The organism is Bacillus cereus group sp. BfR-BA-01441, assembly GCF_022663075.1.
GTDB classification, from domain to species: Bacteria; Bacillota; Bacilli; order Bacillales; family Bacillaceae_G; genus Bacillus_A; species Bacillus_A cereus.
Map to the genome: position 1 here is coordinate 24,850 of NZ_JAKUEU010000024.1, position 18,542 is coordinate 43,391.

Below are 18,542 nucleotides of genomic sequence, written 5' to 3' on the forward strand. Positions count from 1 at the left end.
TAAAAATGAGAGTTTATCACTGACTATAAGTAAGTCATACATTTCTAAAACAAAATAAAGTAACAAACTTCTCATCGATAAAAAAGCTCTTCACTCAATATTTTCTATATTTAAACACTTAGTTTCACAGTAATAGCCTTTGCCACCAACATAAACTTTTTCTATTTTATTCTTGCTATTGGTTGCTAATTTAACTAATATTTCGGAAGGCGAGTGTAAAGAATAACCTTGTTCAAATACATAGACTTCTTTTTGCAAATAGTGCTGTTCATAAAGATAGCAAGCTAATGCACCGTTTGAAGTTCCAGTCGCTGCTTCTTCATTAATGTCGTATAGTGGAGCAAAATTTCTGCATATAATTCGATTGTCATTAAAAGTATATAAATGCATCCCGACAACATTATAATACTTGCTGATTTCTTTAATTTTTTCAAAATTAGGTTGCAGTGCATGTAATTGTATTTCGCTTTTTATAGGAATTAAAATATCTTTTAAGCCAGTGGAGACAATTTGAATTGGGTATTTATTGTCTATATCTTTACTATCAAAACAGTCGATGAACTCGTTTGGAGATACAACATCATAGAATCTCGGTTTATTTTGTTCCATGAATATGATGTCATCTTTTATAGTGATAGTAAGAACACCGCTGTTCGTTTCAATCGTATAGCGATTCCTGAAAAGTTTATTTAAATACATCAGTATCGCGAAAGAGCCAATTGTGGCATGACCACATAAATCAACTTCTTCTTTTGGAGTAAAATACTCAAATTTATAATCAGCAATTTCAGATTCTGATATAAATGCGGTTTCCGCATAACCCAGTTGTTTGGCTATTTCGATTTTTTGAGTAGTGGTCAATGTATTTGTATTCTCAATAAATACCACTCCTGCTTTATTTCCGCCTTTATGCTCCTTGCTAAATGCACTTGCAACATAAACAGATATTTTCATAAGACATCTTCCTCACTTATAGTAAATTATAGTATAGAAAGCACTACATATAAATTCCATTGGATAAATTATCCCTAAAATAAGAAACAAACTATTTTTAGCATTTGAACTCTCCAAAAATAGTTTGTCTACAGTCTGAAAGCTCTTCATTTGAAGAGCTTTTTTTATATTCGCTTCATCGAAATCGTTTCACGTATACTTTGTAAATTTTTTAGAGTTTCCTCTTGTCGCTGCAACGACAACCCTACATACAAAGTATCTAATAAGCTTAACTGTGCTAATCGTGATGAACTTGCTTCTGTGCGGAATTCAGTCTCACGTGTTGATGTATATAACGTTATATCAGCAAGTTGACTTAATGCTGATTTCTTATAGCTCGTAATCGCAATAATTTTGGCTCCTCTTGCTTTCGCTACTTCTAACGCTTCAAGTAATCCTTTATTGCTACCAGAATGAGAAATACCAATAACAACTGAATTTTCTGAGAGTAAACCTGCTCCCATAATTTGAAAATGCGAATCAGTATGAGCGATACAAGAAATACCCGTTCTCATAAACTTATGATACGCATCCATTGCAATAATACCAGAGCCACCATTTCCATAAAACTCAATTCGACTTGCTTCTTGTAAGGCTCGTACAGCCTGCTCAAGTGCCCTTTCATTAAGCAAATGTAAAGTATCTTGCAGTCCTGTAATATGCGAATGAAAAACTTTTTTAGCAACAGTTACCATACTATCTTCTGCTGATACCTCTTCATGAATATTTTGCATCGGTGTATGTACAATTTCACGAGCTAATGTAATCTTTAAATCTTGAAAACCTTGCAAACCAAGGTTTTTACATAAGCGGAATATCGTAGCTTCGGAACTATTCGTAACTTCAGCTAATTCTGTAATAGATTTATGTACAACATCTTGTGGATGTTTCAAAATATGTTCGGCAATACTTCGCAATTTCGGTGATAAACCATTTAACGAAGCCTGAATCTTTCCAATCCCACTTCTTGTACCAGGCATAGCATATCCTCCCCTTCCATCGTAGCTTTATCCTGTAAAAACCGATTAGTTAAACTAATCATCAGTGGGGATGGTCCCCCACTGATTAGAGTTTCACTTTATTGTACCTAATTATCGAAAGAAGAAAAACCTATATTAGGGATTACTATAAATTTTAATTGCTCCTATGTATTCTGTCATACGATATAACAGAATTATTCATGCTTATGAATAATTCTCTCCATGTTTCACTGCGTATAATGCGGCTTGCGTACGATCATCCACTTCCAATTTAGCTAAAACGTTTGAAACGTGTGTTTTCACAGTTTGTTCTGTAATATGAAGTTCTGCTGCAATCTCCTTGTTGCTTCTTCCTTTCGCAATTTCGCGAAGTACCTCTTGCTCTCTTTTCGTTAACATTGAAAAAGGATTTTCTACTTCCTTCTTTACTGCAGAACGCCCCATTAATGCAGGTGTTACTTTCGGGTGAAAATTCGCATTTCCTTGATGTACTGCAATAATAGAAGCGACAAGTTGCTCAGGTTGTACTTCTTTTAATTGATAACCATCTGCTCCAGCTTCAAGTGCTGGTATAACATAATCTTGCTCTGAAAAACTACTTAATATAAGTACCTTTATTGTCTCATCATATTGCTTTAGACGTTTTGTTGCCTCAATTCCATCCATTTTCGGCATCGATACATCCATTAGTACGACATCTGGTCTTTCTTTTTGCATGAAATGTAATGCCTCTTCGCCATTTTCCGCTTCCCCAATAATTTCAAATTCTTCTCTCGTTTTCAAAAAGAATACAAGTCCTCTTCGAACGATATGATGGTCCTCAACTAGTAGCAGTTTAATCTTCAACCTTATTCTCCCCTTCAAATCGGCAATTGAATTTCTATTTTTGTACCCTTTTTCAGCTCTGTTATAATTTGAAACGATCCCTTCATTAACTGAATACGTTCCTTCATACTTTTCAGGCCAAGTGCTGATTCCCTTACTTGTTCTTGTATAAATCCTATTCCATTGTCTTCTATGTAAAAATGTAACTGGTTATTTTCTATTTTCAAAAGAATATGTACCTTTTCACACGAAGCATGCTTTTTACAATTATGTAGCGCCTCTTGGCTAATACGCCATAAAACTTCTTCTATTTCATCCCCAATTGAAACCATCCCATCAATTCGAACTTCCACTTGAACTCCTAATAACTTCCCGTAATTTTGAATTGCTTCTGCTAATCCTTTCTCCAATCCTTCAGGTCTTAATTGCCAAATTAATAGCGTCATCTCTTGTAATGCTTCTTGTGATAATTCCCCAATATAACTTAACATCTCTTGCAATTCTCTATCTTGCGTCATATTCAGAGTACCTTTCGCTGTTAGCATAATAGAAAATAACAATTGTTTTACTGAATCATGTAAATCACGTGCAAGTCGATTTCTTTCCGCTACCACTACATATTTACGTTCTTTCTCAACTAATTGAATACGTTGTATTGTCGTTCCAATTTGAAATGCAATTGATTCTAATAACGCTAACTCTTCCTCAGAAAAATGAGTCTTATGAGGTGCAGCCACATTTAGTAGACCAAATTTTTCTGATCCAGACCTAAGCGGAATTGTCGCATGATGTGTAACATCTTCTGTCTCTCCCCAATTACATTCAATTGCATCTTCTATTCGCTTACATTCAATAATATTAGTCGCTTTTTCCAATCTCCCATTCACAAAACGTTCTACACACCAACAGTTTCCTTCACACATCGGCTTCTTCTTTTGCCACGTAAGAGCCTCTGGTAAATTTTCGTCTACAAGCATGCTGTGCTTTCCACTTTCATCAATAAAGAATATCCACCCTGTTTGTAAATTCATTACTTGTAACAATGTATGCAACACTTTTTCCAACATATGCTGTAAGTTTGTTGCTTCATTTAATAATTCAGCAATTTCTTTTAATGCTTCTAAACGACGCATCTCTTTTTCTTCAAAGTTCATTCTCATCACCAACTACAATTATAACATTAAGAAATTTCTAAATTCTATAAATAAAAAAAGAACCGAATTCCTTCAGCCCTTTCTTTATATCAATCATTTTATTATTGTTATTCTATCCAATGTTGGAAGCAGAATTTTTGTTAACAAACGATTCTACTTTAGCTGTCCGATAAAGATTGTCCACCATGGATATGCTGTAAACCTTCAGTAGTAACAACCATATTCGCTGCTGGCATTTGCACTTGATTCTTATGGAACATAGACATTAATTCAAATCTTACTTGTCTAGAAGTTTCAAAATAATCTTCTGGCTTTATTAAACCTGTAATACAAAATTCATAGCCAACATATTTCAAGTTAGGATTTAAGTCTGTAACACCGACGTATTTAAATGGTTCAACAGCCTCATCCTCTACTCTATAAAGAGTTTGATTCAATTCTTCATTACATATAATACATACTTCTTCTAACAATTCCTTCACTCTTGTTGGATCTTCCTGATAACTTACCGTTATGCGTTCAATTACACGCATCCATCCTTTATTAAAATTTTGTATCGTTCTAATCTCTCCGTGCGGGATGGTAAGTAGTTTTCCTGACCATTCACGAATTTGCATAAAACGAATACTAATCTCTTCAATAGTTCCTGAATTTGTTCCGTTAAAAGTTACAAAATCACCAACCCGAAACTCTTTGTCCGCTAATCTTGCAAAGCCTAATATAACATCTTTTAGCATCTGTTGTGCAGCAAAACCGATGACAACTCCAGCTATCCCTGCACCTGCAATAATACTTTTTATATCTACAAATTGGCTAATTAAATATATGATAAGACTGATGATAATAATATATCTAAAAATAGATCGAATTACACTTTGAATCGTCTGCTCTACCTCTTCATCAAAAAAGCTTGATTTCCTAAAAAACCAATCAATAATACGGTTTATTACAAAAGAAATAATGATTAAAACTAAAGCAAATAGTAAAAATCTTAAAAGTAAAAACTCTCTTACATAATTAAAAAATTCTTCAGTATACGTTAATAAGCTCATTTAACCACTTCCTTACTAATTAAAAAATTCATAATCGCCTAAGTTTGTTCCAGAAAAATCTATTATCCTAATCTAAAATGCCACTATCCTTACTATGTATTTTGACTCTATTACTAATTCACCTTAAACAGTATGTCTAGGTGTTCTTTTTCCTTTCCCTTTAAATATACCCTTTTTAATAACCTAAGGGGGAGCAAATCGTGAAATTTTTTTATACGTTAAAACTTTATTCATCTCATTACGATTTCAACTCATTTATTCATTAACTACGTAAAAAAAGAGCTGAATTTATCAGCTCTTTTATTCAATATTAATTGTTGTCTTACTACTTTTTTCTTCTTTCAATTTTGGCAATTCAATTGTCAATACGCCATCTTTATAATTTGCTTTAACATTTTCTTCCTCAACTTGTTTAAAACTAAAGCGTCGAGTTACAGAACCTATAGAACGTTCTTTACGAATATATGTGCCATTCTCATTTTTTTCTTCTACTTCATTATGATTAGTTGCTTGAATCGTTAATACATCTTGTTCAAAATCAACTTGAATGTTTTCTTTTTGAAAACCTGGTAAATCTGCTTTCACAGTATATTTATCAGATTGCTCATGAACATCTACTTTAAAAGTATCCATGTTCAGTGGCTTAAAGAAAGCATCTGTCATCCCTTCTAATAAAGAAGGCCCAAAATCAAAAATACCATTTTGACGTTTTGTTATCTCTGGAAATAAATTACGCATATTTTTCCTCCTTATTATTTATGAATGAAAGATTATCTCTTTCTGCCTTTATTATAACATTTGGTCAAAAAAGGTCAAAGTTTTTGTTTGACCTTTTTTGATGTATATTTTACCAAATAAAACACATGAGATATTTGACATCTCTTACATTTATAAAGAGGAATATATTTATATAATAACGAATAGTTTATATGCTCTTATTTTTCCTTAATGAGGTTACCTACAATGGGGTATATCGAAGAAATTAGAGAAGTTGTCGGATCAAGACCACTCAATTTATTAGGCGTTGCGGTAGCTGTTTTCAATGAACAAGGACAAATAAAAGAGACCTTTTTTAAAGGCCTCTTTTTTCACTTCACTTCTGCATGTAGGCATGACTTAAAATGTCCAAGTGCATATTCATGCCCTTGTGCATTAAAAGATGCAACCGCCTTTTCATAAACAACAATTTTAAACCCTTTATTATAAGCATCTACTGCTGTATGAAGAACACAAATATCAGTACAAACACCTACAAGATGAACTTCTGCTATTCCTCTTTCTCTTAGCTTCATCTCTAAGTCTGTTCCTGCAAATGCACTATACCGTGTTTTATCCATGTAATATACATTCTCTGCATTTTTATACGTTTCGTACACATCTTGTAATTCACCAAACAAATCTCTTCCATTTGTACCAGCTATATTATGAGGCGGGAATAACTTTGATTCTGGATGATATACATCATTTTCTTCATGTTTATCAATAGCAAAGACAACGTAATCTCCATTTTCAATATATTGCTTCGTTATATGTACAATTTCCTTCTCAATTTCCTGTCCTGGTTTCCCGCATGTTAAAGCGCCTTTCTCAGCTACAAAATCATATGTATAATCAATATTTATAAGAGCTCGTTTCATTACTATCTCTCCTTCTCCTGTTTCACAGTAAACAATAGAAAATTTGTTATTACGACATCGTATGTACTATTCGACATTTCAAATGAAATACCTACATTTTTCTTGCAAAACTCACCTTAATCCGAGTTTATCATAAAGTGAAACTTTAATCATTGGAGAGTTTGTTCATCTCCAATGATTATCAGCCCTCATCAATCGTGCATTTACAGGCAGTTGATCTCCCACCTAATCTCCTCACCTATACCGAGTTTTAAGGTAAGGTCTTACTGCCCGTTAGTGCGGGATATAATAGATAAACAATGGTAAAACAAATAGCTCCTATTAATAAGTCATGAATTTGATAATTGAGCGTAGCTTGAATCATCTCTTGTATCGTAAACCAAAATACTGCCATCATCATACTAATCAAGACGATACGAATACACCGATTCACATCTTCAACCTCTTTCTCTGTCATAGTAGTAACAAGTGATTACTTCCTATTTAATCGTATTAGAAAATGAAATAAGTTATTCACTCTTGCACACTCTAGTCCAAACAAAAAAGCACACTACTTTTTGAGTAATGTACTTTTTATTCTTATTAAGACGCAGGTTTTGTCTCAAATGTTGCTTGATTAAAACTAATAACCTTTCCTTTCGGGTCATTGTTTTCATACTGAACTGCAGTAATTGTATGACTACCTGTTTCCAGCGTTTTTTCTTTTAACTGCACTGTTGTCTGCGTTGTACTAGTTACTTGATGTTTATCTGTATACATTTGATCTACAAATATGAATGTTTCTTTATCACTTTGAAAATTAGAAAGTTCTAATTCAACTTGCTGAATTAACGTATCCTTTTTGATGAATACAGTCGGTATATTGCCGTTTTCAGAAGTACCATCTGGAGTAATAACTTTTACTTTCCCTTCTCCAATTGACATTGCTCCTTCAGGAAATACAACCATATTCTCATCACTTGCGTTTACAACTTGTTCTTCCTGTTTTGATTGCGCGTCCTCTTTTTCCTGTGGAGCACCGCAACCAACTAATAACAATACAGACAATCCAGTGATTATGAATTTTTTCAAAATTCATCCCCCCTGTAACTTCATTATAATTTATTATACAAAAATAACTTTTAAATTTTGAGACTACTTTCAACACTTTCATGAACAAATAGAATCTTGCTCACGATTAATGTATCATACTTTCCTTAATAGAACATTAATTTTTTTTATGAAATAAATAGTAATTTCCTCTTATCTATCATTTTAGCCCAACATATGAATTACATACCCTCAAAAATAAAAAGACATTGTTAATTCAATGTCTTTTCTATACAGCAATTAAAAAACAAACGTTGTAATCTCATCTACTTCTTTTCTTGGAAGTTTCTTCGGTTTATCTTTCGGAAATCCGAGTGAAATAACCATATTTATTTGTTTTTCAGGCTCAACTTGTAAATATTGGCGCAGTTCATCTTGAGCTAGCAATACTGGCCCTGTCATTGGACAAGTACCAAGTCCCTTTGCATGTGCAGCTAACATTAAGTTTTGTGCCGCTAAACAGCTACTCTTAATGCCTTCTTCCTCCCAAACTGAATTTGGAACAAAAGCAATTGGATCAAATATCTTTTCACGGAACTTTGATTCATATGGTGTTGCCAAACATACGATTAATACTGGTGCCTCCGAGAAAGCTGTTGCATATGGTCCGAAAGAACGTGTAAGTAATTTCCCTGCTTTCTCTTCTCCATTTTCTGCTGCTTTTGCCGCAAGTTTATGTAATGCATCCCACGTCATTTGTTCAATTTCTTTAATCTTCTCTCGATTCATGATAACTAAGAATTCCCACGTTTGTGAATTCGTATCACTTGGTGCGTAACGAGCACAATCAATTATTTCTTTTATATCATTAGTAGATACTTCTTGATCTGTAAACTTTCTAACACTTCGTCTTCCGTGAATTACTTCTTTAAAATCTTCATAATTCATATATTAAATCCCCTTTTTACAGCGTTTTCAAAACTTGTCCTATGCTTGAATTATATCATGAAAAAAAGCCGGAAGAATACCAGCTTTTTTCTTCATGATTAATTTGTCACTTTAAACAAACGAATACTCTCTTCGTATGCAGCTTGTAGTTTTTTCGTAATTGGTCCTCTTTCACCAGCCCCGAACTGTTCATCACCAATTTGAACGACTGGGAATATTTCAAGTGGCGTCGCTGTAAAGAAGCACTCCTCAGCGTCATATACTTCTTGTAATGAAAACTCTCGTTCCTCTACATCGATATGTAACTCTTTCGCTAATGTAATTACATAGTGACGTGTAATACCATGTAAAATGAAATGATCCGCTGGATGTGTAATCAACTTATTATTCTTCACGATAAAGAAATTGGAATGACACCCTTCAGTCACAATACCATCTCGTACTAATATTGCTTCTTGATACCCTTGTTCATTTATTTTGTTTTTGATCATGATATTAGGAAGCAAATTTAAAGATTTTATATGGCAAAACTTCCACCTGATGTCCTCTTCTACTGTCACCTTAATCCCTGCCTCCATTGAAGCAACTGGTCTTGGGAACGAAACAAGATTTGCAAAATATGTCGGTTGTAAATCTGATTCATATACATGATTACGCGGTTGTGCACCTCTTGATATTTGTAAATATACATTCCCATCTTCTTGAAATTGATTTTTTTCAATCATTTGATATAACTCTTCTACTAATTCTTCCTTTGTAAATGGTGGAATTAGTTTTATTTCTGCCATAGAGTTAAAGAATCGTTCCAAATGTAAATCTAATAAATGAGGCTTGCCATCGTATAGTCTAAATACTTCATAAATCCCATCACCAAATTGGAAGCCTCTCTCTTCTAATGCTACCATCGGCTGTTCTTCTTTCGTATTAATCATTCTCCCATTAAACAAGATCCAATCTTTATGAGTAGCTTTCATTCTTCCCCACTCCTTTATCACATGATTGATTTTATTGTACAACTTATGACACCCTGAAAGAAGGAATTTTCTGTATTTTCACAAACTAAAAATACATCACTTCGTAAAAGTGATGTATTTTATCATTTATTTAAGGAAATATTTTTCAATATCATCTAACATAAGGTTCGCAGCTTTAATACCGCCTGCTGTATTCCAGATTACCTCATCCACTTGGAATACTTTATTATTTTTAGAGGCCTGTAGTTGCTTAAAGAGTGGATCTTCTGTCCATTCCTTCGCTAACGAATTTCCTTCATTATTCTTATCTGCATCTTTATCAGACGTGAAATAGAATAAGTAGTCTCCGTCCATATTTGGAATCTGCTCTTTTGTAATTCCTTTTATCGCAAAATCATCTTTATCTTGTAATGGTGGTCGTTTAAATCCAATATCATTTAAAACAACGCCCGAGAATGAGTTTTTTTGATAAATACGAACATCACCTGGCACGAAACGAATAATAGAAACTTTAGAATTCAATTTATCGCCTAACTTCTCTTTCATTCCTTCAATGCGTTTTTTATAATCATCAAGAGCTTTTTGCCCTTCTTTTTCTTTATTTACAGCTTTTGTATAAAGTGTAAAGTTTTCTTTCCAATCACCGCGTAATGTTTCTGCATAAACAGTTGGTGCGATTTCTTTTAGCTGATCATATATTTTTTCATGACGCATTTTATTTCCGATAATTAAATCTGGCTTAAGCTTCATTATAGCCTCTAAATTAATATCACGTTCAGTTCCTACAACTTCCGTGTTTTTTAACTCTTTCGCTAAATGAGGATACCATTCATCACCAGCACGTGGTTTCGTAGTCCCCACTGGCGTTACGCCCACAGCTAGGAGAGCCTCTGCGCCTTCATTTGTTAAAACAACAACTTTTTTAGGTGTACCATTTACTGTCGTTTCACCCATTGCATGCTTTACCGTATATGAATCTTTTGCTTTCGCTGATATATTATTTTCTTTTTTCTCTTCTTTACTACATCCTGCAATTACAACCATGAGTATCATAATGCAGAACATAATTAGTTTTTTAGTATGTATCATATGTCCTCCCTAGATGAAATCGATTATCATTAACATTTAAAGATTAATGTATCTTACATACATTGTCAATGTATATCAGAAAACTTTTTTAATATATACTATTTAGATTCTATCCGCTTTTCTAATGTTTCTTTTTAAAACATAGTGCATAAGTATGAAAAAAATGTTGTTATTAAAATGCGTATCCTTGTTATACATAACAAGGATACGCATCCATATTGCACTATCATTTCAATTCCTAATATTGAGTATACTTAATATACGCTGGGTCATTATATACCCACTGATTTCCACCAAGGTTTAACCAACCATTTTCATTTATATATACTAAATAAGATTCTGAAGAATTTAATTGGCGGATAACTGCAGATGTAGTTGATGGACCACTTCTTAAATTTACATTCATCCCTTGTATATATGCAACCCCAATCGGGCTTCCATCACTATTGCTTGTCTTTACAAAATTAATGTAAGAAGAATCATTATACACCCATTGTCCATTCCCCAAATCTAGCCATCCGTTACTTTCTTGATATACAACGTAAGATTCTGGAGAATTTAATTGACGAATAACTGAGGAAGAAGTTGATGGACCATTTCTTAAATTTACATTTTTCCCAAGAACATAAGCGATTCCCTTCGTTTGAGGTACCGGTTGTGGGTTAGGAGGTTGTGGATTTGGAGCTACTCCAAAAATAGCTGCTATTCCATTTGCATACGCTTGACTTAGATCTTCAATAAATTGTGGATTTTTTAATAAATTTGCATCAAAAGCTGTATCAATAAAAGCAGTCTCAGTTAAAATTGCATCCATTGCGGTTTCTCTTAATACCGCATAATTTTCTTTTTTTGCTCCTCGATCACGAAGACCATATTTTGTTAATACAGGATTGACAGCTGTATGCATTTTTTGTTGCTTTGCATATGCAGTGCTGCTATTGGATAACGCATTATAAATATAACTTTCAAAACCTGTACCCCCGCCGCTATTAATATGAAATGAAATAAAATAATCCGCACTGAAAGCATTAGCAATATTAGCACGTTCAGATAAAGAAATAAACACATCACTATCACGTGTCATTTTAATTGTAATTGGGTAATTTACCGTTAAAATGTCTCGAACGCGTCTAGCAATTTGAAGTGTTAAGTTTTTTTCTACTAAACCATTACCAACAGCACCAGAATCATATCCACCGTGCCCTGCGTCTATAACAAGTTTCATTTTATTGCCCCGCCCCTTTCTTGTAATATGTTTGCATTTCTACTCGTCCTATTTTATGTGAAATGTACAAGTTCTGTTACAATTGCAAATAAAAAAACCGCCTTATGTAAGGCGGTTTCTATCATCTTGCTTTAACCAATTTAAAATAAATATATACGATTGATAGTGAACATAACGTATGCAAAATAAAATAAATAAAAGTGCTATTCCAACACCACTATAAAGTAAACCGAACTTTAAAAAAACATTTACAAGTGGTGGAAAGTTTATTAGATTTTGTAATGTACTAAGCATGCAAAACATAATGAAAAAGACAGGGACGTATTGTAATTCATACGGCTTTTTTTTCTTAATCATTCTTTTCCGAATGATTATATGACATAATTCTGCTACTATAAAGCACCCTCCAATTAATACAAGACCAGAAGTCATCGTCATACATCCACCTGCCTTATATTTATTGTATCGCATAAATAATCATCGTTATATTTTCTTTACATACTCTTCATCTTCTGAAGTAAAACCAAAACTCTCTATGAAAGACTTCGCCTTTTCTGTTAATTTCTCTTGTAGCACTTTTATTTCTTTCACATTTCTTTGTTTCATCATTTCTTCAAATGTAAAATACGTATTTGTACCATAACCGTAACCTTGGTAATCAAAATGAATAATTAGCTGTGATAAAACAGCCCGTTCCTCTTGTACACTATAATCTATTACACCAATATATGTATCATCAACTTTCACACAGTACTGTACCTTTTTCTCACCTAAACTATGCGATTTAAACATTTCTTTAACAACGCTTTCATTTTCTACAGTAACTTTCTCAAACGTAATCATATGTTGTCCATCCTTTTACTATTATTGTATCAATAATACTTCCTATTTATGAAAAAAACCTTAAGACCGTATGCGATCTTAAGGTTTTTCTAATTAAACTAAGCTATACGCACGTTTTGTTTCTTCATGGAACTTATTCGTATCGTATTTATGCTCAACATAAATTTGGTGCCATACCATAAACGCAAGTACAGTCCAAATTTTACGGCTATAATCGCCTTTATCTGCACAATGTGCTTCCAGTAAGTTTAATACATACTGTTTGTCGATTAAATGCTCTGTCTTACTTTCGTTTATAATATTTATAGCCCAATCATGCATTTCGTCTTTTAACCAGTGACGAATTGGTACTGGGAATCCAAGTTTTTTACGATCTAATACGTGATCTGGAACGATTCCGCGTGCTGCTTCACGTAAAATAGCTTTCGTAGTTCCGTTAGCAATCTTAAATTCAGTTGGAATTTTAGATGCAACATCGAATACTTCTTTATCTAAGAACGGTACACGAAGTTCTAATGAGTTCGCCATTGTCATTTTATCAGCTTTTAATAAAATGTCACCGCGTAACCATGTGAACATGTCAATGTACTGCATTTTACTTACATCATCATAATCTTTAATCTCGTTATACAATGGTTTCGTGATATCCATATAGTTAACACTTTCATTGTAATACTTCATTAATTCAGCTTTTTCTTCTTCACGGAAGATTTTAGCATTTCCATAGTAACGCTCTTCAATTGGTGTACATCCACGCTCTAGGAAGCTCTTACCTTTAAATCCTTCTTTAAGAGCACCACTTAATGCTTTTAGAACGCTCTTACCTGGACTAGGAATGTAAGAGAACATTTTTAGTGAGTTTGGCTCACGGTAAATGTTATAACCACCAAATAGCTCGTCTGCGCCTTCACCAGAAAGAACAACTGTTACATGTTTACGTGCTTCTTTCGCAACGAAGTACAATGGTACAGCTGCTGGATCAGCTAAAGGATCATCCATATGCCAAATGATTTTTGGGAACTCATCCATAAATTCTTTCGCTGAAATGAATACGTTATGGTTTTTAACGCCTAATTTCTCAGCAGTTTCTTTCGCAACATCAACTTCACTGAAACCACGTTGCTCAAAACCAACAGAGAATGTTAAAAGATTTGGATTCATTTCTCTTGCGATAGAAGCGATGATAGATGAATCGATACCACCAGATAAGAATGAACCTACTGGTACATCACTACGCATATGCACTTTTACTGAATCATATAACACATCACGAATTGCTTGGATATGCTCCTCTTTCGTTGCACTTGAAGCGTTGAAATAAGGTTTCCAGTAGCGATGGATTTCCATCTCTTTACCGATTTCTTTTACGAAATAATGACCAGGCTCGATTTTATTAACATCAATTGTTAAAGTTTCTGGCTCTGGACCATATTGGTACGTAAAGTAATGTTGTAGTGACGTTGGATTAACGCCTTTATCTTCCATCACATGCATAATACTTTTCTTCTCAGATGCGAAGAATGTAGTATCACCTTGTTGTGCGATGTATAAAGGTTTAATACCGAAGTGATCACGTGCACCGAAAAGTTTCTTTTCTTCACGATCCCAAATCATAAATGCAAACATACCACGAAGGTAATCTACACATTTTTCTTTCATATGTGCATACAATGCAATGATAACTTCTGTATCAGATTGCGTTGCAAACGTTGCACCTTTTTCAAGTAACATTTCACGTAATTCTACATAGTTGTAAATTTCACCATTAAAAATAATTACATATCGATCATTTTCATAAGTTAGCGGCTGATGTCCTGCCTCTAAGTCAATGATGCTTAAACGGCGGAAGCCAAATTGTACATGTTCATCACGAAAATATCCTTCGTCATCTGGACCACGGTGGAAAATCATCGTGTTCATATTTTCAAATTGATGTTTTTCTGTTTCTGAAAACTCTCTAGGGTTTTCACATAAACATCCTACAAAACCACACATACTTCTTACCCTCTTTCAGTTTTCATTCTGTCTCTATACTACTATATCAACCCTATTTATACTAGCATAATCAACTGAATATGGCGACCAAAAACTATAAAAAAATCACTCCATTTCACATTTTTAACAATTTTTTATGAAAACATGAAAACTAGGCACTCACCTTTCTCCGCTTTTGTCATATGATATTGCAAATTGATTTCTAGGAGGGAATACCATGAGTGAAGAAAAAAAAGATTCTTCTCGCCCACCGGTTCGTAATTACTTAAAGCAAATTGATGATTTCTTCGAGCAAACACCTCTTCGCAATGTAATCGCTGATTTAAATCATTTTTTCCAAAAAGGAAACCGTTTATTAACATTCCCTGTAGATTTATATGAAGTTGGTGAAGAACTCGTTGTTACAGCTGAACTACCAGGTATACAAAAAGAACAAATCCAAATTGAAATACAAAGTGAATACTTAAAAGTCTCTGTAAAAGAAGAGATACTTGAAGAGGAAGAAGAACAAACATCCCATAACTATTATCGCCGAGAACGTTCCATTTCAGAAGCATCAAGATTGATTAAATTGCCGTATTCAATTAATAAAAAAGCGGCAAAAGCTTCTTATCAAAACGGCGTATTAGAAATTCGGGCGCCGAAACTTCCCCAGCAACATGACATTTTATCGATAGACTAATGCAAAAAAATAAGGGTGCTATGCACCCTTATTTTCAACCCACTAATCGCTTCATATCACGTATAATGTCTTCGTATGGCGTATTACTAATGCCACTATACTTTTTCATTACTTTTCCGTTTTGATCAATTAAATAAAATGATGTACCATGCATGACCTGACCGTTCTCCGGCTTATCTACAAGTGATTGGAAATTATCTTTTGAAAACTTTGTAATATCTTCTAACGAATACCCCGTTAATAAATTCCAGTTACTAGTATCCTCTGTAAACTTTTGAATAAAAGCTTTCAGATTTTCTGGCTTATCAAGGTCTGGATCTACACTAAATGAAACAAACTGAACGTCTAATTTCTCTTCTTTTGCCATCTTTTGAAGCTTGGCCATATTTGCAGTCATTGGTGGACAAACTGTCTGACAATTTGTGAACATAAAATCTGCAACCCAAACTTTCCCTTTTAAATCTTTTGTACCAAATTTCTTTCCATCTTGATTTGTAAATTGGAAGGTTTCTAAATCCCAATTTAATGGTTTACGAAGCTTTGAACCTGATTCACTACATCCAGCAAGTACAAAGAGACAAAATACAACCATAAGACCAATTATTTTTTGATAACGCTTCATTTATAAACCTCTTTTCTCTATCCTAAATTTAAATAGGTTATGTTTATAATAACAAAAGTTAACACTACGAGAAAATTGTTTACTACATTTGTTCACGAAATCGTACGAATTTACGTATGTTACTTTTTTATTTCAAGCGAATTACTAGACAAAATATATTTTTTTACTATTATTTCTCTAAATAAAAGTGATAAAACTAATTTTATTGTTACTTTTGTAAATACCTCTCCCTATTTTTTAACAATTCCTTAAACATTAATCCATGTTTTACACTGTATTCCTTAACAACATTTCGGTACAATACAAATACAACGATTTTAAATGAGGTGATGTTCATGGCAAAGCGCTATGAAAATATGGATAATGTTAGTACAAAAAAATCAATTCGCTCTTTTTTACGCTGGCGTAAAGAACGAAAGCAAAACAAAAAAGATTTTTCTTTCTTAGTAGAACAATCACCCGTTAAACAAAGTGCATTTTTGCAAAGTAATGTTGAAAAAACGACTATCACATGGATTGGGCATTCCACTTTTCTTATCCAAACGAATGGACTTAATATATTAACAGATCCAGTATGGGCTAATAAATTAAAGCTAGTTCCAAGACTTACAGAACCTGGACTCTCTATAGAAACACTACCTAAAATTGATATTGTCCTTATTTCACATGGTCATTATGATCATTTAGATTTTTCAACTCTTCGTCAGTTGAATGATGATGTTCTATATCTTGTACCTATTGGATTAAAAAAATTATTTACTCGTAAGAAATTTAAACATGTAGAAGAGTATAAATGGTGGGAAAGTACGATAATTAACGAAGTTTCTTTTCACTTCGTACCCGCTCAGCACTGGACGAGAAGATTCTTATTTGATATGAATACGTCTCACTGGGGTGGATGGATTATTGATAATGAAACGACTATGGAAACCATATATTTTTGTGGTGACAGTGGCTATTTCCAAGGTTTCAAAGAAATTGGTGAACGCTTTTTAATTGATATTGCTCTTATGCCCATTGGCGCTTATGAACCAGAATGGTTTATGAAAGTATCTCATGTTTCACCTGAAGAGGCCGTGCAAGCTTATTTAGATTTAAACGCTACGCATTTTATACCAATGCATTACGGAGCTTTTGCACTCGCCGATGAAACACCTCGTGAAGCAATAACTAGACTTCGAAATAATTGGAATTTGCGCATGTTACCGTGGGAACAACTGCATGTACTCTTTTTAGGTCAAACTTTTATTTATAGTAACGCAACAAATAATAAGCAAATAAACGAAAAAATTGAAACTTTACATGTGTAACGTAATGACTGATTTTCTATATCCAACATATAATATAGAAAATCCTATAGTGAAAATTTAATTAGTGGGTTTTCTTCATCCCCACTGATTATTTGCCTTCACCAACCAAGCTTTTACGGGCAGCCCGCTACCTAACCTCTTTGCTCCAGCTAAATTTGAGGTAGAGAGTTTTACTGTCCGCAAATAGCGGGATAAAGGGTGTTTTCTATGAATGAATATTTACAGACTCGCTATATCATTAGCGGTAGTGCCTGTGTAGCTCTTCTTATTTCTTACTTTCTATTTACATAAAAAAGCTACTTGAAATATATTTTCAAGTAGCTTTTTTATTACTCTGCTAAATACATAAATCCGATTGCGCCCGGACCTGTATGAGTACTAATAATAGGCGTTGTATAGAAAATTTCTGATTGAGCAAATCCACTCACTTTTTCAACCGCCGCTTTCATACTTTCAGCTAAAGGAATTGCTTTCGCATGCGGAATTGCAACAGCTTTTACGACTTTTCCAGCCGTATCTTGCTCAAATAACTTAGCTAATGTTTTTACAATTTGGCCTTGGCTACGAACTTTCGTTACAGGATTATAAACACCGTCTTCAAGACTAGCAATTGGCTTTATATTAAGTAGCGAACCGATAAACGCTTTTCCTTTACCGATACGTCCACCCTTCACTAAGTTTTCTAATGTATCCACTACTACATATAAACGAGTATTCTTTCTTACTTCATCTACACGTTTTAAAATTTCTTCTAGTGAGCGTCCGTCATTTGCCATTTTTGCAGCTTCAATTACTTGATATGCTAAAGCATGTGTAATAAATTGAGAATCAACAACTGTTACTTTTGTATCAGTCATTGATGCAGCGCTATTTGCAGTTGCTACAGTACCGCTCATTCCACTTGTCATATGGATAGAAAGGACTTCGCTTCCATCTTCCCCTAGCTTGTCATACATTTCTACAAATGTACCCATAGCTGGTTGTGATGTTTTTGGTAATTCCTCTGATTTAATCATTTCTTCAATAAATTCGTCAGGTTGTAAATCAACGCGATCTAAATATGTTTGTCCATTTACAGAGATTGATAATGGTAAAACATGAATGTCATACTTTTCGATTACGTCTTGTGATAAATCTGCCGTTGAATCTGTTACAATTTTAATTTTTTGCATACTATACTTCTT

Annotated in this window: 20 protein-coding genes and 1 pseudogene; 3 read left to right on the forward strand and 18 right to left on the reverse strand. The window is 33.7% G+C overall.

Annotated features, from left to right (window positions below; all coding sequences use genetic code 11):
* Positions 1-90: 90 nt before the first annotated feature.
* The 6 genes from MR107_RS12460 to MR107_RS12485 all read right to left on the reverse strand — a co-directional run bounded on the left by MR107_RS12460 (position 91) and on the right by MR107_RS12485 (position 5,742).
* The gene (locus MR107_RS12460) at positions 91-954 is read right to left on the reverse strand and encodes a PhzF family phenazine biosynthesis protein (RefSeq protein ID WP_000704350.1); all 864 of its coding nucleotides are present in this window, start codon (positions 952-954) and stop codon (positions 91-93) included.
* 164 nt (positions 955-1,118) lie between these two features.
* The gene (locus MR107_RS12465; protein ID WP_242292406.1) at positions 1,119-1,973 is read right to left on the reverse strand and encodes a MurR/RpiR family transcriptional regulator; all 855 of its coding nucleotides are present in this window, start codon (positions 1,971-1,973) and stop codon (positions 1,119-1,121) included.
* A 204-nt stretch (positions 1,974-2,177) separates the two neighbouring features.
* Positions 2,178-2,819 (reverse strand): two-component system response regulator CasR, encoded by a 642-nt coding sequence (gene casR, locus MR107_RS12470; RefSeq protein WP_000694623.1) that lies wholly within the window; start codon positions 2,817-2,819, stop codon positions 2,178-2,180.
* Positions 2,820-2,833: 14 nt separating this feature from the next.
* Positions 2,834-3,952, reverse strand: a complete 1,119-nt coding sequence (casK, locus tag MR107_RS12475) for a two-component system sensor histidine kinase CasK (protein WP_001008471.1) — start codon at positions 3,950-3,952, stop codon at positions 2,834-2,836.
* Between the two features lie 158 nt (positions 3,953-4,110).
* On the reverse strand, positions 4,111-5,004 hold the full coding sequence (locus MR107_RS12480) for a mechanosensitive ion channel family protein (RefSeq protein WP_000055426.1): 894 nt from the start codon (positions 5,002-5,004) through the stop codon (positions 4,111-4,113).
* 300 nt (positions 5,005-5,304) lie between these two features.
* On the reverse strand, positions 5,305-5,742 hold the full coding sequence (locus MR107_RS12485; RefSeq protein ID WP_063245826.1) for an Hsp20/alpha crystallin family protein: 438 nt from the start codon (positions 5,740-5,742) through the stop codon (positions 5,305-5,307).
* A gap of 225 nt (positions 5,743-5,967) precedes the next feature.
* Here MR107_RS12485 and MR107_RS12490 point away from each other — a divergent pair.
* A pseudogene (locus MR107_RS12490) lies at positions 5,968-6,063 on the forward strand (DNA mismatch repair protein MutT); the annotation flags it as partial.
* 29 nt (positions 6,064-6,092) lie between these two features.
* Here MR107_RS12490 and MR107_RS12495 read toward each other — a convergent pair.
* From MR107_RS12495 to asnB, 10 genes are all read right to left on the reverse strand, one after another.
* Complete coding sequence (locus MR107_RS12495) at positions 6,093-6,641, reverse strand: cysteine hydrolase family protein (RefSeq protein ID WP_000816758.1); 549 nt, start codon at positions 6,639-6,641, stop codon at positions 6,093-6,095.
* Between the two features lie 250 nt (positions 6,642-6,891).
* Positions 6,892-7,098, reverse strand: coding sequence for a hypothetical protein (locus MR107_RS12500; RefSeq protein WP_255854291.1), 207 nt, complete (start codon positions 7,096-7,098; stop codon positions 6,892-6,894).
* A gap of 125 nt (positions 7,099-7,223) precedes the next feature.
* Positions 7,224-7,712 (reverse strand): putative periplasmic lipoprotein, encoded by a 489-nt coding sequence (locus tag MR107_RS12505; protein WP_000713494.1) that lies wholly within the window; start codon positions 7,710-7,712, stop codon positions 7,224-7,226.
* A gap of 258 nt (positions 7,713-7,970) precedes the next feature.
* Positions 7,971-8,618 carry a nitroreductase family protein gene (locus MR107_RS12510; RefSeq protein WP_001105288.1) on the reverse strand — a complete coding sequence of 216 codons (648 nt, stop codon included), beginning with the start codon at positions 8,616-8,618 and terminating at the stop codon, positions 7,971-7,973.
* Positions 8,619-8,716: 98 nt separating this feature from the next.
* Positions 8,717-9,592, reverse strand: coding sequence for a D-amino-acid transaminase (gene dat, locus MR107_RS12515; protein WP_000648383.1), 876 nt, complete (start codon positions 9,590-9,592; stop codon positions 8,717-8,719).
* A 126-nt stretch (positions 9,593-9,718) separates the two neighbouring features.
* Positions 9,719-10,681: an ABC transporter substrate-binding protein gene (locus tag MR107_RS12520; protein WP_227900107.1), complete on the reverse strand. Its 963-nt coding sequence runs from the start codon at positions 10,679-10,681 to the stop codon at positions 9,719-9,721.
* Between the two features lie 238 nt (positions 10,682-10,919).
* Positions 10,920-11,906, reverse strand: coding sequence for an N-acetylmuramoyl-L-alanine amidase (locus MR107_RS12525; RefSeq protein WP_048656771.1), 987 nt, complete (start codon positions 11,904-11,906; stop codon positions 10,920-10,922).
* Positions 11,907-12,008: 102 nt separating this feature from the next.
* Complete coding sequence (locus MR107_RS12530; protein WP_000200455.1) at positions 12,009-12,338, reverse strand: hypothetical protein; 330 nt, start codon at positions 12,336-12,338, stop codon at positions 12,009-12,011.
* Between the two features lie 51 nt (positions 12,339-12,389).
* Positions 12,390-12,749: a GNAT family N-acetyltransferase gene (locus MR107_RS12535; RefSeq protein WP_000627523.1), complete on the reverse strand. Its 360-nt coding sequence runs from the start codon at positions 12,747-12,749 to the stop codon at positions 12,390-12,392.
* Between the two features lie 93 nt (positions 12,750-12,842).
* Positions 12,843-14,744: an asparagine synthase (glutamine-hydrolyzing) gene (gene asnB / locus MR107_RS12540; RefSeq protein WP_000333816.1), complete on the reverse strand. Its 1,902-nt coding sequence runs from the start codon at positions 14,742-14,744 to the stop codon at positions 12,843-12,845.
* 217 nt (positions 14,745-14,961) lie between these two features.
* On the opposite strand from asnB, the gene MR107_RS12545 reads away from it, so the two are divergent.
* Positions 14,962-15,426 carry an Hsp20/alpha crystallin family protein gene (locus MR107_RS12545; RefSeq protein ID WP_001288085.1) on the forward strand — a complete coding sequence of 155 codons (465 nt, stop codon included), beginning with the start codon at positions 14,962-14,964 and terminating at the stop codon, positions 15,424-15,426.
* Positions 15,427-15,460: 34 nt separating this feature from the next.
* Here MR107_RS12545 and MR107_RS12550 read toward each other — a convergent pair whose 3' ends face one another.
* Positions 15,461-16,048, reverse strand: coding sequence for an SCO family protein (locus MR107_RS12550; RefSeq protein ID WP_000833331.1), 588 nt, complete (start codon positions 16,046-16,048; stop codon positions 15,461-15,463).
* Positions 16,049-16,383: 335 nt separating this feature from the next.
* Between MR107_RS12550 and MR107_RS12555 the strand changes: the two genes are divergently transcribed.
* Positions 16,384-17,358, forward strand: a complete 975-nt coding sequence (locus tag MR107_RS12555; RefSeq protein ID WP_242292408.1) for an MBL fold metallo-hydrolase — start codon at positions 16,384-16,386, stop codon at positions 17,356-17,358.
* A 329-nt stretch (positions 17,359-17,687) separates the two neighbouring features.
* On the opposite strand, the gene MR107_RS12560 is transcribed toward MR107_RS12555, so the two are convergent.
* A complete protein-coding gene (locus MR107_RS12560; RefSeq protein WP_001169470.1) occupies positions 17,688-18,530 on the reverse strand; it encodes a DegV family protein in 843 nt (280 codons plus the stop codon).
* Between the last annotated feature and the right edge of the window lie 12 nt (positions 18,531-18,542).

Bases quoted from the DNA above. Each gene is read 5' to 3' on its own strand.
- MR107_RS12550 (WP_000833331.1), bottom strand. From the start codon at position 16,048: ATGAAGCGTTATCAAAAAATAATTGGTCTTATGGTTGTATTTTGTCTC.
- MR107_RS12510 (WP_001105288.1), bottom strand. From the start codon at position 8,618: ATGAATTATGAAGATTTTAAAGAAGTAATTCACGGAAGACGAAGTGTT.
- MR107_RS12545 (WP_001288085.1), top strand. From the start codon at position 14,962: ATGAGTGAAGAAAAAAAAGATTCTTCTCGCCCACCGGTTCGTAATTAC.
- MR107_RS12495 (WP_000816758.1), bottom strand. From the start codon at position 6,641: ATGAAACGAGCTCTTATAAATATTGATTATACATATGATTTTGTAGCT.
- MR107_RS12485 (WP_063245826.1), bottom strand. From the start codon at position 5,742: ATGCGTAATTTATTTCCAGAGATAACAAAACGTCAAAATGGTATTTTT.
- MR107_RS12535 (WP_000627523.1), bottom strand. From the start codon at position 12,749: ATGATTACGTTTGAGAAAGTTACTGTAGAAAATGAAAGCGTTGTTAAA.
- MR107_RS12560 (WP_001169470.1), bottom strand. From the start codon at position 18,530: ATGCAAAAAATTAAAATTGTAACAGATTCAACGGCAGATTTATCACAA.
- MR107_RS12525 (WP_048656771.1), bottom strand. From the start codon at position 11,906: ATGAAACTTGTTATAGACGCAGGGCACGGTGGATATGATTCTGGTGCT.
- MR107_RS12555 (WP_242292408.1), top strand. From the start codon at position 16,384: ATGGCAAAGCGCTATGAAAATATGGATAATGTTAGTACAAAAAAATCA.
- MR107_RS12530 (WP_000200455.1), bottom strand. From the start codon at position 12,338: ATGACTTCTGGTCTTGTATTAATTGGAGGGTGCTTTATAGTAGCAGAA.
- dat (WP_000648383.1), bottom strand. From the start codon at position 9,592: ATGAAAGCTACTCATAAAGATTGGATCTTGTTTAATGGGAGAATGATT.
- asnB (WP_000333816.1), bottom strand. From the start codon at position 14,744: ATGTGTGGTTTTGTAGGATGTTTATGTGAAAACCCTAGAGAGTTTTCA.
- MR107_RS12520 (WP_227900107.1), bottom strand. From the start codon at position 10,681: ATGATACATACTAAAAAACTAATTATGTTCTGCATTATGATACTCATG.
- MR107_RS12460 (WP_000704350.1), bottom strand. From the start codon at position 954: ATGAAAATATCTGTTTATGTTGCAAGTGCATTTAGCAAGGAGCATAAA.
- MR107_RS12500 (WP_255854291.1), bottom strand. From the start codon at position 7,098: ATGACAGAGAAAGAGGTTGAAGATGTGAATCGGTGTATTCGTATCGTC.
- MR107_RS12465 (WP_242292406.1), bottom strand. From the start codon at position 1,973: ATGCCTGGTACAAGAAGTGGGATTGGAAAGATTCAGGCTTCGTTAAAT.
- casK (WP_001008471.1), bottom strand. From the start codon at position 3,952: ATGAACTTTGAAGAAAAAGAGATGCGTCGTTTAGAAGCATTAAAAGAA.
- MR107_RS12480 (WP_000055426.1), bottom strand. From the start codon at position 5,004: ATGAGCTTATTAACGTATACTGAAGAATTTTTTAATTATGTAAGAGAG.